Genomic DNA, 17,282 nt, shown 5'->3' on the forward strand with positions numbered 1-17,282 from the left:
TCCCTCCTTTTTCATAGAAAAACTATAACTTTTCCGCTACTCTCAATTTTGCTGACCTAGCTCTTCGATTTATTTCTAACTCTTGCTCACTCGGTAACATTGGTCTCTTTTGAACTAATTTGATTGTTGCTTTATTTTCACAAACACAAATTGGAAAATCTGGTGGACATGTACACTTAGGTATATAATGTGAAAATATTTTTTTGCACATTCGATCTTCTAAGGAATGAAAAGTGATCACAGAAGCCCTTCCTTCTGGAGCCAAACACTCTATCGTTTGATGAAGTGCTGTTTCAAAAGCACCTAATTCATCATTTACAGCTATACGTATAGCTTGAAAGCTTCTTTTGGCTGGATGCGGACCTACTCTTCTTGTTGCTGCAGGTATGGCTTCCTTAATAACTTCAGCAAGTTCTTTAGTTGAATGGATAGGAGTCTCTGTTCTTGTTTGTACAATTTTTTTTGCAATTCTTTTAGAGAATTTCTCCTCGCCATATTCAAATAGTATTTGAATCAACTGTTGTTCGGACCATTCATTTACAACTTCAAAAGCTGTCAGTGGACTGGTTTGATCCATCCTCATATCTAATTCAGCCTCATGATTATAGCTAAAACCCCGTTCGGCTTCATCTAATTGTGGTGAAGAGACACCTAGATCAAATAAGATACCATTCACTTGTGGCTTTCCTTCTTTTTTCGGAATATCTAGTTCACTTAAAGCTTGTTTAAGATTGCGAAAATTACTCTTAATGAAAATGACTCTATCCAAATAAGGATGGAGTTTATCCTTTGCATGATGTATTGCTGAGTCATCTTGATCGAATGCGATTAATAAACCTTTTGAACTCAATTTGGAAGCTATCAATGAACTATGTCCGGCTCCTCCTAACGTACAATCTACATATATTCCATCAGGATGAATATTTAATGCCTTTACAGCCTCTTCTTTTAATACAGTGATGTGATGAAACAACTTACGATCCCTCCAAAGATGATAATTTCTACATATCGAAATCTAGGTCGACTAATTTTTCAGCAATTTCATTAAAAGAACTTTCAGATTGTTGGAAATATCCTTCCCAAACTTCTTTGTTCCAAATTTCAATTCGATTAGAAACTCCAATGAAGATCGATTCCTTTTCTAATTTCGCATGTGATTTTAAGTTATTCGGTATATTTACCCTTCCCTGTTTGTCTAGCTCACATTCTGTTGCCCCAGAAAAGAAAAACCGTGTAAATGCTCTTGCATCAGATTTCATAAGGGGCAGCGCTTTTAGCTTTTTTTCTAAAACTCCCCATTCTTCAGACGGGTAGATAAATAAACATTGGTCTAGTCCACGGGTCATGATAAAGGTTGATCCAAGGGCATCACGAAATTTAGAAGGTACAATGACTCTACCTTTTTCATCTATGTTATGTTGATATTCACCCATGAACATACGATCTTACCCCTCTCTCACCCCTATGTACCACTTTACACCACTTTCTACCACTATGACTAGCTAATTTCTACAAAAATAAAAAAAATCCTGCTTTTTACAGGATTTTTTTAAAAAATAGTTCTATAGTCCGATGATATCGGGTTATTTTTTTAGTGTGCTGACCAGCTATCCAAATAACTTCTTTGCTCCTCAGACAATGTATCAATATTTATTCCCAATGATTCTAACTTAATTCTAGCTACCTGCTCATCTAGTTCATAAGGTACACTTTCTACTTTATTTCCAATGTTTTTGTATTGTTCATTTACATATTTCAGGGACATCGCTTGAAGTGCAAACGTCATATCCATAATTTCAGCAGGATGTCCATCACCCGCAGCGAGGTTAACTAATCTACCTTCAGCAAGTAAATAAATTTTACGACCATCTTTCAATTGATACTCCTCTATATTATTTCTAACCGTTCTTACAGAAGAAGATTGTTCTATTAATTCAGGTTTATTAACTTCTATGTCAAAATGGCCAGCGTTTGAAAGAATGGCTCCATCCTTCATCACCTTGTAATGCTGACCACGAATAACATCTTTATTCCCTGTAACAGTAACAAAGAAGTCCCCTACTTTTGCTGCATTGTCCATAGACATCACTTCAAAACCATCCATGTAAGCTTCAACTGCTTTAATTGCATCTATTTCTGTAACCACTACATTAGCTCCGAGTCCTTTTGCTCTCATTGCGACCCCTCGACCACACCAACCATAACCTACAACAACAACTGTTTTACCTGCAACAACAAGATTAGTCGTTCGATTTATACCGTCCCATACAGATTGACCAGTTCCGTAGCGATTATCAAATAAATATTTACAAAAAGCATCATTAACCGCAACAACTGGGAACTTTAATTCCCCTTCTTTTTCCATTGCTTTTAATCTTAAAATTCCGGTTGTTGTTTCTTCTGCGCCGCCTCTAACATTTAATAATAAGTCCTGTCTTTCAGAATGAAGAATTGAAACTAAATCCCCACCATCATCAATAATTAGATCAGGTTTTATTTCTAAAGCTTTAACCATTAATTCTTTGTATTCAACAGGATCAGGATTATATTTTGCAAATACTGTAATACCATCCTCTACTAATGCTGCGCAAACATCATCTTGCGTTGACAATGGATTACTTCCAGTAATAGTAACCTCAGCACCACCTGCTTTAACTACCTTCGCCAAATAGGCTGTTTTCGCCTCTAAATGCAGTGAGATTGCAACCTTCAAACCTTTAAATGGTTGTTCCTTTTCAAATTGCTCGCGAATATGATTTAGTACAGGCATATGTGCCTTTACCCAATCAATTTTCAAATGACCTTGTGGTGCTAATGTTATATCTGTTATCACACTTTTTTCTACTGTGTTCAATATCATTTCCTCCCTTTATGATTATGGTAAATAAATAATTGAATGTAAATTATCATTATCTATTGGTTCATCTATTAATTGCTGAATCCAATCAAAACCGTATTTATTTAAATAGGTAATAACATTATATACTCTTTCTTGCGGTTTTTCTAATGGTTTAATCGATAATTGTATTCGGTCTAATTGACGAATCGAAGATTCATGTTGTGATTGAAAAGCATTTAAGGAGCGCTTTTCTAAAAAACTTATCTGTTCTATAATTTTTTGTTTATTTGTAAGACCAAGCTTTACCATTCCTGGGTTGATATTTTCTATAGTTGATAACACGGGTTCATATAGTTCCTTAAAGCTCTTCTTCACATCTGAAAATTGTTGTTCAATATTTAATTCATCCTGCTCTAATAACCAGTTTTTCTTTTTATCTTCAAAATATTTTAGTACATCCTTCATTGATAAATCATATTTCCTCATATGCTTGTCAATCGTACTTTCTAATATCGTATATTCAAACCGAGGTTGTATGATTGGCAGCTTCATATCAAATAAATGAAAGACATCTTTTAGCAATCCCCAGTAAGCAATTTCACTCGGACCTAATACTGTGCTCCATACTGGAAATAAATATTCCTGCATAATAGGGCGGGTAAATACGTTATTGCTGAACCGTTCTGGATGTTGATTTAATAATAGAATTAATTCTTCTTCAGTAAAAGTAACTATATTTTGCTTATCAGCATATTCGCCTTGATCAGTTCTATGCAATAACAACCTTTCTCTCTCATGGATGTAAAAAAGATTAGATTGGTTTTCATGAATATCAGCCTGAGGAGAATATGCAAGGGATTCTACTCGCTTTTTCCCGTAAATTATACTTTCGTTAAAAACAGCATTTTGCTCAATGAGCTTTTTAAACATTGGTATTTCTAATTGGCGTAATTGTTCATCATTTGAATCAAGTAGAATTAAACCTGATGTACCAAATAACCAAACCATCATTTTTGCAAAAACTTCAACTAGGGTATCAGAATGTTCTACTATAGAATTTAATCGATCTAAAATCTCCGCTTTAAACTCTGTTTCAATTAAATCTTCACTTATTGATTCTAATACTTGCTTCCAATCATCAAGATGGATTTTCAATTCACTAATCGTTGATTTTGTGCCTTCTTCTGCAGGTATCACTTTTATTTTCTTAATTTTTAAATTGGAAGACAACGATTGAATGTGATTCACCTCATCAAAATCATGGTCTTCTCCAGCAATCCAAAAAACAGGTACTACCTTTCTATTCAGTTGTCTGGATGCTTCACGAGCTTGTTTAATGATCGTTATGATTTTATAAATGGTAAGTAAGGGACCAGAAAACAACCCTGCTTGCTGACCGCCTACAACAACAAGCGTCTCACTCTCTTTTAAAGCTTCAATATTTTGTAGTGCTAATTCCGAGTTTCCTATTTTTTGATTAAAATAATTTAAACACGCCGAGAGATCATTTCGATCTGCTTTTAAATGAGAATTAGTCTCTAACCAATTCAATCGATCTGATATTGAGTTTCTATCCAAGGGATTAAAATCATACAGGCCATTCACACGTTCATAATGATGTAAATAATCATTTGCTAATGGTTGGTTAGCCTCTATGTAAAAGGGTTCAGTTTTCATGAACTGACCTCCAATATTTTAAAATGTATGTGTTTAAAACCAACTTTGATTTTACACGTATTATTAAATGTCTTCAAGTAAAAAAAATAAAAAAGTAATATACTAGCAAAAACTCACTAAGTAAAAATAAAATTATATATTGCAAAAACATTCACTCAAATTTATAATAAGGTCATACCATTAGATTTTTAGACAATATAACATTTAGATTTTTAAACGTTAAATCATTAAAGAAAAGGAGAGTGAGGTTTTACCACTATAAGTAAATTGTTGAATATATGATTAGCCTAATGATCTTCCTCATTTAACTCGACATAAGATTAATATCTTTATTACTTCGTTATTTATAGATCTACTAACATAAGAATATAACTTTTATATTATATCTACCCCTACATATTCTAATCCAATATATTTCAAATCATTTATAGGCTACTTGTAATTGTATATTTCAATCTAACTAGTTCTATAAATTTGTTTTTTAATATCATATTTCGACAATCTAATTTTCACAGCTTTTAATATGTACCTTCCATATAATGTAAGCGTTTACTTGTCTATGTCTAATCGGTAATAATCTATTTATTAAATGGAGGTATTACATGAATTCATTCAAGAAATTATTTAGCAATACATTTATTTTATTCTTAGCCTTATGTTTATTAATCCCTAGTGTAAACAGTTTTGCTGCAGAAGAAAAAAAAGTTGTTAAAATTTTAGCCATAACAACCTTTTCTGACCTAGAAAGAATGAGTAATGCACAATTGATCGATTTTATCATTAATGATATTCAAAACACAGCCGAAGATATTACTGATTTTAGAGCAGCTGGTGCTGATGCTATTAGTTTTTATTCTGATCGAAGCCGACATCAAGCGTTATATGATGCAATTATAGATCAATCTTATATTTGGACATCATCTAACGATGCTGGTCTAGTTGCATTATTAGATGTTTACAGTCAAGGATTTGGAACAGCTTATGCCTCAAATGATCCCTCACTAGATTATATTTTAGATTTAAGCTACGCAACTGATATGGCTAGCTTAGTATCTGCAGTACTAAATAATACAAATGTAAGACTCGGTGAATCAGAAGGAGATCATAGGTTAATTACGGAAATAAGATACTCAACTGAGTACGCAAACCCTACTGCAGATTTTCTTTATGATATAGGAGATTTATATAGAGACTATATGAATAATGTTGATTACTACACCGATCTTGCAGTGATATATTCTGATGAAGAAGCATTATTAGAAGAAAGTCAAGAATTATTTCTTGATTTAATCGATGGCATAAATCAATCAGTATCCTATTTTCAACCTGGCGAGAGCAACGCTATGGACTATATGTTAGATCAAATTTCAAGTTATTTGTTTAATACTAATGATCACTGGCAGTTCGCTTATTTAACTCGAACTTTACTCTGGTATTTAGAAGATGTTAACTGGCTGTTTGGGAATCACCAAGATAATAACTATGGTCATCAAACTATTACAGATGCTCGCAACGCTCAAAGTCAATGGTCTTGGAAACGATACTATTTAGAATACTTCCTACATGATGTGTACGGTCAAGATGTTTATGGTAACAGAGTTAATGATCCTACTCCTGATTTTATGAACCGATTCCTTCCAGAAGAGTATGTTTTTGATAATGGGGAAATCACTATCCTCGCTGGTGGTGATATTTCACAGGAAAAAATCAAAAGAAGTTATTGGGCTATAAAAGAAGTGCAGTCTCAGTTCTTCCGTTTAGCTGGTACGGTTTCTCCAGTTGACGGAGTTGGCAATCCAGATGATAGTTTAACAGCAGTAGTCTTTAATAACAGACATGAATATCAAGCTAATTGGTTCTTTACACATTCAACTGATGGTTATAATTCAAGAGTTGGCTCTGGTGGTATTTATTATGATTTTGCTGGTAGATTTAACTCATATGACAGAGTTGTACCAACAGATAGCGCTTTAGAGTTTGAAGAACTATTCAGACATGAATTTACACATTATTTAGTTGGTAAGTACCTTGTTCCTGGACTAAATGGTGAAACCCCATTAACTGACTACGATAATGATTATTTTACATGGTTCAGTGAAGGTATAGCAGAGCATTTAGCTGGATCAACTAGAATAGCTGTTGAGGGTCGAGAAACACAGTTTGCAGAGATTGAAAACCCACCATTAGGCAGATTTTTCACTGTAGATGAAATCCTTCATCCTGATTTCGAAGTAGCAGACTTTTTTGATTATTATGATTACTATTACGCCTTTTTCGACTTTTTAACTAAATTTAACAACGGAGAATATCTATATGTGTTAAACGATTTGATAGATATCATCACTGCAAATGTGAATGAAAATACAAGAGTACAAAATTTCTTGAATTATGTTGATGATCTCTCTAATAACACCACATTCAATAGAGATTTTCAAAATCATTTGGACGATATACTAGCAGCTTACCAACAAGGAGAATATAGAACGGTACTCGTACCAGACGATTATTTAGAAAACCATGTAGAACGCTCCTTAGAAACGATACAAAATGACATTACAAATATTAACGGATTAAACTTATCTAACGTTACTATCTCTACAGACAATTCATCTCGTTTCTTTGAAACATTCACTTTAACAGGAACTTATCGTGGTAATGGTTCAAATGGTCAATCAGATGATGTCAACGAAATGAATACAATCATCAATAATGCTTTAATCCAATTAGAAAACAGTAATTTATGGAGTGGATACAGTACTGTTACAGCATACTTCGTAGATCATAGTACTGTTGGCGGAGATTATGAGTTTGATGTTGTCTTCCATGGTTTATATACCGGGGAAGGTACACCTCCTGATAATATTCCACCTGTAGCGAATGCTACTGCTACTCCTACAACTGTTGATGTAGATCAATTGGTTTCATTCAATGGTGATGGTTCATCTGACAGTGATGGAACAATTGTATCTCATGAGTGGAACTTTGATGATGGGATGACAAGCACCTTAACAAACCCAACACACACCTTCTTAACTGTTGGCACTTACAACGTTTCTTTAACTGTTACGGATGATCAGGGAGCTACGAATACGGATAGAGTTACAATTACTGTAAACGATGTTGGTGAACCTCCAACTGAAATTATTTTAGATGTAAGTGGAACACTGGATAGTCAAAATACTAGAGATAGTTATGTGTTTACTGCTGAAGGAAGCGGTACCACTACAATTACTTTAACCGCCCCTAGTGCAAATGACCAAATTAATTGGACATTAACTGATATCAGTACTTCAACAAGAATTGCAAGAGGCGTTCAAAATGGAAATGTTTTTGAAGGAACACATGATTTAACTCCTGGAACAGAATATAGAGTTAGTGTATCTACTCGAGATACAGCTACCATTCCTTATAGCCTGTTAGTTACTGGTGATAGTTCGACAACTCCAACAAATGAACTACCAATTGCACAAATGAGTTTTCCAAGTAATGTTCTTGTAAACGAAACGGTTAATTTCTCAAGCGATGGTTCTAATGACCCAGACGGTACTCTGGTATCATATGATTGGAACTTTGGGGATGGCAATTCAAGTACAGAAGCAAATCCTGCACACACCTTTACAGCGGCAGGAACATATACTGTGAGGTTAACTGTTACGGATGATCAAGGAGGTACAGATACTACTGCAAGTATAATTACTGTAGGAGATACAACACCTCCTGGTGTTATCCTTGAGGAAAATGGAACTTTGGACAGTACTAACACAGGTGTATATTATTACTTTACCGCTGAAGGTAACGGCACAACCACGATCACATTAACAGCTTCAAGCGCTAATGATGCAATCACCTGGGTATTGTACGAAGCTAATACTGGGGTAAGGGTAGACTGGGCATCCCAAAATGGCAATGTCCATGAAAAAACAATGAATCTTAGTCCTGGAACACTTTATGAAATTTCGGTTTATACATGGGAAAATTTACAGATTGATTATCATTTGCTTGTAGAATAAACAATAGTAAAAAATCTTTTTAAAAGAAGGAGGCCCCCCTCCTTCTTTTTCTTTATCTTCTTAATCAGAATCTTTCCCCTGGAACTGATTATGAATTATCTGTTTACAAATGGGAAACTGCAATAATTGACTATGACTTGGTAATCTTTGAGTAGTATAAAAAGATTACATCCAAAATCTTATGTAAATAAAAAATCTAAAGTTATGAATTCGCAAAGTATATTCCAACACCTATGAATAAAAACAAAATGTAAGATGTACTTAATACCAAAAATCCTAATCTCCAAATCACTCTAAATAATTTTTTAATCTGTACCTTTCCTTTTAATCGGTTTTGTAAATTACCAACTAAACCTCCAAAAATTAAGAAGATCAATACAATGATCCAAATCCCACCAAAACTTGAGCTTTGAAAAATAATATCATACATAACTGCTACCGCACCTATTAAAAAAGGTGTTGTAAAATCCATGGCTAAATTTGTAACCTTTTTTTTATTTTCATACATAAAGAACAATATGATCCAAAATAACCCAAATGATATAAAGGGTAAAATGGAAAAAATAGCATAGATTATTGATACCGTGTCTATCACATACCCCATAAAATCCACCTGCAATTTCATCATATATTTAACTCCAGTTTTTTTACAATGGAGATAATAACCTCATGAATTTATTTATCCAACTGACTTTTAATTGGTCAATCCTTTTACCATATTGAAAACTACTTGATGATTTGGCACATCAATTTTGTAATCAGAAGCTAAACGAATCAGTCCGCCGTTAATCCTATCAATTTCTGTTTCTCTTCCTTCAAGAATATCTTGTAACATAGATGATGTATTATTTGACGTTTTTTGACAAACCTCTATGAGTTGATCCCATAGGTGTACTTCTGTTTCTATACCTGCTGCTTTTGCAACTAATTTACCTTCTTCCAATAAATTTTTCATAAGCTGCATCCAATTTTCAGATGTAAGCAATTTTCCATTAGAAACTTTTAATATGGCTGTCAGAGGATTGATTACGGAATTAATTAATAGCTTATTCCAAATTATGCTACTCATATTGTTCGTCATTTGTGCTTTAAATCCTGCATCACTTAACGATTTTATCAATTTTTTTTCACTTTTATCAAAAGATTCCGATTTCTGAGATTCTTGTCCTATCCATATATTGCCTTTACCTGTATGTTCTACCTTATGAGCAGAGTTTTTTTTAGCTGCTTCAGTAGTAATTGCGAGATAGATTTTATTACTTGGAATCCATGATGATAATTTCTCCTCATGACCAATTCCATTTTGAAAACAAAGCAATTTAGTATGTGCCTTCATTAAAGTCGATATGTCTTGACCTAATGATAGATTAATATGATGTTGTTTCACCATTAAAAATATCCAATCCAAATTCAAATCCACATCATTTTCCTTTATTTCAACCATAGAATAACATGCAAAATTGGCTGCATGCTCTCTTTTTTCCTCAGTGAGCTGCAGCCCATATCTTCTTATGATTTTGGCCTGTTCTTTCGTTCTAGTGATTAATACTACTGGTATATTAGCTAGAGTGTACTTTGCAGTTAATAATAGACCTAATGAGCCGCCACCGACAATACAGAACTTCATCATGTCACCTTCTTCAAATGTAACTACTCATTAAATATACCATTTAGTTAGTTTTTTAAAAAGACTGTTCAATAACGAGTTGAACAACATTAATCAATTCTTTCAAGATTTCCATTTGCATCCATTTTAAACTTTGGTTTTGAAGCATCTTCTTCATCAGCAGCTAAAAACGCCATTTTACGAGCTCTATCCATAATTTGAATGAGCGCTTTGTAATCATCATTTACTGTTCTATAATCCGACTGTACTTCATTAACTTCTCTTTTAATTTGTTCATTTTCAGATGATACTTCCATAAGTATTTCATCTTTTTTCTGCAATTCTTTTTCTAAATATTTAATGTGTTGTGTTAATTCTTGATAAGTTGTTTTCCATTGACGCAAAAAACGAATGACGGATTCGATTGAAATAGCTTGCTCTAAATTAGGCATCTCTCCTTTTGATGGTAAAGGATCATGATTTTCAATCGATAAAGGTGATGGACTAACTTCTTTTTTAGTTTGATTTCTTTTTTGTCTTTGTCCTTTTGCAATTTGTATTGCAGCCTCATATTTTTTCCTGACACAACTATTCCATCTAAATCCACAAGCTGCTGCAGTTCTTCCAATTCTCTGACCTACCTCTTCAAACCCTGATAACTGTGTACTTCCCTCTCGAATGTGACGTAATGTGATTTCAGCTAAAATCAAATCATCATCCGGAGTCCAAGCATCTTGTCTTACTGCTGTCATGTTAAACCTCCTAATCGTGATTTCAATGTGTTTGGCAAAGTTTCCTTATTTTATCTTTATGCCTATAATAGAGTTCATAGAATCTATTTGTTTGATACTATTTGGTATTACCAATTTTTTTCAACCTCATACATATTTTTTTGATATATGGTCAAACTATAAACATCCTAATAGAGGTTGTTCAAAAAACCCTGTTCTACCTAAAAAGTATGTAGTAAAGCGTTGAAGCTTAGACCTATTACTTTTTTAGGCCGAAATGATATTGATTCTTCATGACCGAGTCACCTTCTCGGTCTAAAATTGAACTTTTTTTAACACGAACAATAAGTGAAGTTGATTTAGTATCTTCTTACAAAATAAGGTTCATACATTACTTGATGATTAAAATTCAAAAAATGTTACTATTTTCGTCAATTTTGTGTGGTTTACATGAATGTTTAAAAACCTTATAATTTATGATATATTGGAGTGAGTTTGCAAACGGAAAGGGGGATGCTGTATGCCAAGAATGTACCGTGTCATGGGTTTTTGGACTTTAGCAATTGGTTTAATGGCATTAGCTGGTCATATGATTGAGCTAGCTTTAATATCTTTTGCTCAAACAGCTGTTTTTGTTTTATTAGGATATATGAATTTATCTGAAAAAGCATACATATTGATTTTTTGGGGTTATTTATTAGTAGCAGGTATTGGAATTACTTACTGGTCTTTCTTTAAAATGCCGCTTTATTAATATCGTGTGTTTTTATGAAAGCATGTATAGATTAGGGATAGCTTATAGCTATCCCTTTTTTTCTTTTTACACATCTTTTTTTTGAATTAACACTTTAAATAATTCACTCATTTGATCACTCAATAACAATTGCCTAATTGTTCTATTTCTTTTTACAGTAGGATGAAAAGGATCAGTAATGTTATGCTGCTGTAATTTGTTTAAAATCCCTGATTGAAATAAAAATTCTTTCTGTGTCATGTAACTATAACTAAACCCCATATTTTCACCTACCGAGATACAAGCAGAAAAATTAACGTGTGAAGTTATATCTTGTTCGCCGACATGGTAATATGGCTGCTGTGAAGCTTGATGTTTGTAATAACACATTAGTGTTCCTTTCATTCGGTGTGCTGCATATATCTCATCCTTTAAATCTCCATAATCAATGGTAATGATCGTTGAAGAAGTTAAATTATTCATTAACTTTCTCAACCATTTCGTTGCTGCTAAGTTGACTTCAAATTTTTGCCCTTGTTTCAATTGTAGATTTTCATTTTTTATATAAACTAGTAAAAGTTGATCTGTGCATTTTATGTATTTTTCAATAAATTTATTCTCTTGATCATCCCAGCTAACAAATATTTCATTATATTCCTCATCATCATAAATCAAGCGATGAACAGGAAATGCATCCAAAAGTTCATTGCTGAATATGATTACATTCTCTGAATGCTTCTCATTTAGCCATTCTTCTGCTGAAACAAATTGTACTTTCCCAATATGTTCAATTAAAGAATTTGATTGAAGTTGTTTATGATAAGCACTTTCTTCAATAGAGATGAATTTTATAAGCTCATAGATCTCAATATGGTTATCTTGTAATTCATCTAATACCTGCTTAGCTAATCTACCTGTCCCTCCTCCCCATTCAACTATACTAATATTTTTTCCATCATTTGTTTGGAGTTGATTGGAAATGTAATTAGCAAGCATTTCTCCCATGATTGTCCCTACTGACGAACTTGTATAGAAGTCACCTTTTTTACCAATTTTGGTCTGGTTATTAACGTAGTAGCCATACTGTTCGTGATACAAACACAATGACATGTAATCATAAAATGAAATAGCTTTCATCTCACAGTTATTTATTTTTTTTTTAATAATTTCCACTAATGGCATACACCCTATATTAGTCATAAAAATATACTCCCTTAATAAGATTTTAATTAAAAAACCACCTGTATGTTTTATCCCTTCAGCGTCTGTCTTATGTTATAATATAATCTGTTCATACCATGGATTCATTACATAAAGAAGGAGAAACAAAATTATGAAAAAAACCAGTCAAAAGATTTTATTTTTAACATTTCTTAGCACTTTTATTTTATTCTTTTTATTCATTACGGGCTGTACCTCACAAAAAGACGCATTAAAAGAACAAGTAGAAACCTCCTTAATGAAGGAGAGCAATTTATCAGATATTGCATTTAGCGGTAGCGCAAAGCTGCATTTACAATTACCTTCAAATGAATCCAATCCATTTTACACTATAATACAAACTTTTTCAGAAAATGGACAACTAAGTTGGGATGGCAACATCGTTGATGATTCAATAGAAATAAACACTTTATTTGAATCAAATCAAACTTCTTTAAATGTACCTATTATTATTACAAATGACAAATTATTTTTTAATATACCAGTCATTAATCCTGAAGATGAATATTTTGAAGCAGAGAAAAATGAATTATTAGCGAATGCAGACCTTAATTTTGAGTCGTTATATACGCAATTTTTGTTAGAATTAATAAGTAAAACAGATGCGCAAAAGTTTCAGGACAAAACTACTGAAACAAATGAAGAGCTTCAGGAACAAAAAATCATTGAAATAGAAATATCTCAACAAGATTTAGTGTTAGTTGTTAAAGATTTTTTATTAAATGAAATGAAGGAGATCATCCCAGATGATCTACGTTCAAATATGGATCGATCTTTAAATTCTTATCTTACTACAGAAAATACAGAGACAGCGGAAGCTCAGTCTAATTTAATCACTTTTGTAATGAATGCAAACGGAGAGATTACGGACCAAGATTTAAAGTTGAGTTTGATGGATCAAGCACTAACTATTCATCATCAAATCATTAGCAATCAAAACTCTAATTCACTAGTCAAAACACCAGAACAAACATTGTCACTATTTGACTTTTTTACATATTTAGAAGAGTTAGGAAGTTTGCCAGAGTTTACATTTGAACCTGGAATCTTCATTCCCGTAACTCAATATTCTGATCAATCGACAGAGCAAGAAATTCTTAATCTTATAAACAAAAATTTAGAATCCATGATCGAAAAAAATAAAGACCAGTTCTTCTCTACATTTTCTTCTGAAAAAAATGCTGAAGTGGGCTGGGAGCTTATACAAAACAATTTATATCGATTTTTACAAGTTGAAGATCTGCAGTTTAAAAATAAATCAGGAAAATCTTTTAATGTTGGTGTATTATACGAATCCGTTGATGAAGCAAACCCAGATCAAAAACCTTTCATGAGTGGTTTCACATTTACAATAAGTAAAGTAGAATCAGAATGGAAAATTCAAAAAATCAAATAATAGATTTACGTTTTTAACATACCCATTCGGATTGATCAAAGTATCATCTTTTGTTCAATCTAAATGGGTATTTTCTTGCTTATAATCATCTTATCGTCAAAATTGTCATATAAATGATATACTATGTAGGATAGATATGGAGGAGAATCTTTATGCAGTTTTTTAAAAAAATACTAATCTTTTATTTATGCATCTTTTTATCTTTTTACTATTCAAATCTATCTTATGCTTTGCAAACAGATGATCTCTCCTTAGATGAAACAATAAAATTGCTAGAAAAAGGACTAACTATCTTTGAAATAGACCAGGAATTAGAAAGGCTAAACATAAAAGAAAAAGAAGTTGAAAAAGCCATTTCAGTTACAGAAGCTAATATCCTAACACAACATAAATTGGTAGAAAAAAGCAGAAAAAAATCAGGAGAAGTATTAAAAAAATACTATACAAAAGAACGAGATGATCTTATTCATCTTTTATTTTCAAGTGAATCTATATCGGAAGTTCTATCTGTACTGGAATTTATGCAAGCTATTGTATCAAGAGATCAAAAAATCTTATCTGATTTCCAGAATGATTATGATGAACTTCAAATTCTGTATCATGAATTATTAAACACTCAGACAGAACTAGTTCATATTAAAAAAGCACTTGTTTTTGAAAAAGAACGTTTAATCTCTTTGCAACATGAACTAGATGATGAAATAGAACAACTAGAGGATGGAGAAAGCATTTTAGAGCAAATTGATCAACTAACGATGGCTTGGGAAAGTAAAGGTTTACCTTTATTTAAAACATACTTTCAAGCTCTAGCAGATGCAATGCAAAATTTACCCGATATCCTTACTGACAATAAACAACATCTTCAATTAGAAGGACTCCAATTTGTTTTTCAAATTACAGACGATGAACTCAATGAATTCCTAAGGAAACAAGATCCTTTGTTTGAACCTTTTCAATTTGAATTTCAAAAAGATGAAATTGTTGCCTACGGAACGAATGAACAAATAAATATCAAATTATCTGGTATGTATCAGATTGTGTTTGAGCCCGAAAACATCATTCAGTTTCAAGTTAATGAGTTACAATATAACGATTTCTTACTGCCAGACACAACGATTAGAGCATTGGAAGAGGAGTTTGACTTAGCTTTTTATCCAAAAAAAATAGCCCCTTTTGTTGAGGCAAAAGAAATAGATTTGAGTGAAGGTAATCTGAAAATATTTTTAAAATTACTAAATTAATTGTTGATTTATTTAGTTTTGATCATAACCCATCCATTGTGAAGTCCAAAGGGTTGAATATTGTTCTAAAAAGCTACTCTGATTCACACTATACAATTGGTTTAGATCTTGTATAAATCGATTTAACTGATCTGGTAGATTTGGATTAGGTTTTAAAGCTTTCATATCATCAAGCTGAATGTCATCTACCCGTTTATTATCAAAAATCTTTGAATAATATGGATCTACAAGAAGCGTTTGAAGCCATTCAAAGGCTTCTTTTTGTACATTCGTATTTGATGAAACTACAAAGCTGCTCCCTTTGATTACTCCTCCTATTGGAGATGAATTCACAGATTCAGATTCTAAATATATGGGTGTATATTCGTAATTTTCGTCCTGATGATTATAATAGTCTTTTAATGTCGTTAACTTCAACAATATTTCTCCATTATTTAGTAATTCCCACGTGTTTTCAGCAACTGCAAATCTAGTTACAATATCCCATTGTATCTCCGAAGCATTACTTTGAACAAATGATCCATCATTTATTATAGAATTTAACATAGAAATGATTTGAAGCATACTATAAGGATCTTTTTGATCTACATATACTTTTTCTGGATGAAGAGCCATGATTTCAATTAAGTTTTCTATTGTATTTGGTTGAATGAATACATTAGTTTCTTTCAATTGATCTGGGTTCCAAACCCAAACATACATATCTGAATCGATTGGAACTGCCCAGTCAAAACCATTCCATTTCGTTTGAGAATGTAACAAGTTATGAACTTCAATATCCATACTATTAATAATTTCATCCAATTGTATCAAATATCCACTCGCTGCAAACTCATTGATCCATTCATTTTCCACTAGAAAAATATCTGAAGCAGATCCAATTTGTGATGCTTGTATAAACTCATCGTAAGCTTGCTCTTTATGATATGAATTCAAACGTATATATACCCCTGAGTGAGTCTTTTCATATTTATTATTAAATTCTTTTAATAATTGTAACTGATTTTCATCAAGTGAAACTGAAATCTCCAAAATGTTGGCTGATTGAAATTCTCTCTGATTGTAAAAAGGTCTTTCCTCCTCATTTGTTTCTTTCTCATTAATTGTTATATTAGGCTCAGTACCTCCAATGAAAGTAACTATACTAAAGGAAATTAATATAATCCCAAAAAACATAAATAAACCCTTTTTATTTAACATCGGTTTCTCCCCTATAGTAATCATACTTACTTCTATAATAACAAAAATGTACATTGAGTTAAATTAGGTTTTATTGGATAATAGAAAAAGTGATATCAAACATAAGGAGAATAGTTATGATTAAACATGCAGTTATAATGGATTTACCTGAGGGTAAAATACCAGGTTATTACGCTCAAGTAGTCAAATCATTAGCAAATAAAACAAATTTATTTGACAGAGATAAAGAAGTTCTTATAGTTAACTCAAAAAATGAGTTAGAGTCTGTTATAGAAGTAATGAATCATTTTAAAATTAACTTCGAAACATGTACTCTTTTCCTATTGCCAGAGGATGCCAAACTAACAACCTATTTTTCAGATTTTGGATTTACGAGTAAGTTTGGAAATACTTATTTATATGAGAATCTCACGAGTATATTTTATTTTACTCAAGTTCAAGAATCAAACACTAGTCAAGCCATTCATCAAATTGAAGAGCATAAGTTAGCTGAGTATAGCTTAGATATGGTCACATACTATGCAGTAGAAAAACATCTAGAGGAATTAGTGGAAGGGATATCTAAAGCATATCATTGTGAAATTAAATTTATCTAACTTAGTTTCAGCAAGGGATAATACTCTCCCTT

Annotated in this window: 14 protein-coding genes; 5 read left to right on the forward strand and 9 right to left on the reverse strand. The window is 32.3% G+C overall.

Translation table 11 applies throughout. The features are described 5' to 3' along the window. Positions 1-22: 22 nt before the first annotated feature. From rsmH to bshC, 4 genes are all read right to left on the reverse strand, one after another. Positions 23-973: a 16S rRNA (cytosine(1402)-N(4))-methyltransferase RsmH gene (rsmH, locus tag EPK97_RS02710; protein WP_162035050.1), complete on the reverse strand. Its 951-nt coding sequence runs from the start codon at positions 971-973 to the stop codon at positions 23-25. 28 nt (positions 974-1,001) lie between these two features. Further along, positions 1,002-1,439 carry a division/cell wall cluster transcriptional repressor MraZ gene (gene mraZ, locus EPK97_RS02715; RefSeq protein ID WP_162035051.1) on the reverse strand — a complete coding sequence of 146 codons (438 nt, stop codon included), beginning with the start codon at positions 1,437-1,439 and terminating at the stop codon, positions 1,002-1,004. Between the two features lie 152 nt (positions 1,440-1,591). Next, the gene (locus EPK97_RS02720; protein WP_420826767.1) at positions 1,592-2,854 is read right to left on the reverse strand and encodes an adenosylhomocysteinase; all 1,263 of its coding nucleotides are present in this window, start codon (positions 2,852-2,854) and stop codon (positions 1,592-1,594) included. A gap of 21 nt (positions 2,855-2,875) precedes the next feature. Continuing rightward, positions 2,876-4,516, reverse strand: coding sequence for a bacillithiol biosynthesis cysteine-adding enzyme BshC (gene bshC, locus EPK97_RS02725; RefSeq protein ID WP_162035053.1), 1,641 nt, complete (start codon positions 4,514-4,516; stop codon positions 2,876-2,878). A 602-nt stretch (positions 4,517-5,118) separates the two neighbouring features. On the opposite strand from bshC, the gene EPK97_RS02730 reads away from it, so the two are divergent. Beyond that, complete coding sequence (locus tag EPK97_RS02730) at positions 5,119-8,526, forward strand: PKD domain-containing protein (protein WP_162035054.1); 3,408 nt, start codon at positions 5,119-5,121, stop codon at positions 8,524-8,526. Between the two features lie 202 nt (positions 8,527-8,728). On the opposite strand, the gene EPK97_RS02735 is transcribed toward EPK97_RS02730, so the two are convergent. The 3 genes from EPK97_RS02735 to EPK97_RS02745 form a co-directional block, all read right to left on the reverse strand. Further along, positions 8,729-9,154: a DUF3397 domain-containing protein gene (locus EPK97_RS02735; protein ID WP_162035055.1), complete on the reverse strand. Its 426-nt coding sequence runs from the start codon at positions 9,152-9,154 to the stop codon at positions 8,729-8,731. Positions 9,155-9,220: 66 nt separating this feature from the next. After that, positions 9,221-10,153 carry a 2-dehydropantoate 2-reductase gene (locus EPK97_RS02740; protein ID WP_162035056.1) on the reverse strand — a complete coding sequence of 311 codons (933 nt, stop codon included), beginning with the start codon at positions 10,151-10,153 and terminating at the stop codon, positions 9,221-9,223. 89 nt (positions 10,154-10,242) lie between these two features. After that, positions 10,243-10,884 (reverse strand): RsfA family transcriptional regulator, encoded by a 642-nt coding sequence (locus tag EPK97_RS02745; RefSeq protein ID WP_162035057.1) that lies wholly within the window; start codon positions 10,882-10,884, stop codon positions 10,243-10,245. Positions 10,885-11,383: 499 nt separating this feature from the next. Between EPK97_RS02745 and EPK97_RS02750 the strand changes: the two genes are divergently transcribed. Then, positions 11,384-11,617: a DUF2626 domain-containing protein gene (locus tag EPK97_RS02750; RefSeq protein WP_162035058.1), complete on the forward strand. Its 234-nt coding sequence runs from the start codon at positions 11,384-11,386 to the stop codon at positions 11,615-11,617. Between the two features lie 66 nt (positions 11,618-11,683). On the opposite strand, the gene EPK97_RS02755 is transcribed toward EPK97_RS02750, so the two are convergent. Next, complete coding sequence (locus EPK97_RS02755; RefSeq protein WP_162035059.1) at positions 11,684-12,796, reverse strand: class I SAM-dependent methyltransferase; 1,113 nt, start codon at positions 12,794-12,796, stop codon at positions 11,684-11,686. A 133-nt stretch (positions 12,797-12,929) separates the two neighbouring features. On the opposite strand from EPK97_RS02755, the gene EPK97_RS02760 reads away from it, so the two are divergent. Continuing rightward, positions 12,930-14,213 (forward strand): hypothetical protein, encoded by a 1,284-nt coding sequence (locus EPK97_RS02760; RefSeq protein WP_162035060.1) that lies wholly within the window; start codon positions 12,930-12,932, stop codon positions 14,211-14,213. Positions 14,214-14,365: 152 nt separating this feature from the next. After that, a complete protein-coding gene (locus EPK97_RS02765; protein ID WP_162035061.1) occupies positions 14,366-15,454 on the forward strand; it encodes a coiled-coil domain-containing protein in 1,089 nt (362 codons plus the stop codon). 12 nt (positions 15,455-15,466) lie between these two features. On the opposite strand, the gene EPK97_RS02770 is transcribed toward EPK97_RS02765, so the two are convergent. Continuing rightward, positions 15,467-16,654: an extracellular solute-binding protein gene (locus EPK97_RS02770; protein ID WP_162035062.1), complete on the reverse strand. Its 1,188-nt coding sequence runs from the start codon at positions 16,652-16,654 to the stop codon at positions 15,467-15,469. 116 nt (positions 16,655-16,770) lie between these two features. Between EPK97_RS02770 and EPK97_RS02775 the strand changes: the two genes are divergently transcribed. Further along, entirely contained in the window at positions 16,771-17,250 is a 480-nt protein-coding gene (locus EPK97_RS02775; RefSeq protein ID WP_162035063.1) for a hypothetical protein, read from the forward strand. The last annotated feature ends 32 nt before the right edge of the window (positions 17,251-17,282 follow it).

The sequence above is a fragment of the Chengkuizengella sediminis genome, assembly GCF_010078385.1.
GTDB lineage: Bacteria > Bacillota > Bacilli > Paenibacillales > KCTC-33759 > Chengkuizengella > Chengkuizengella sediminis.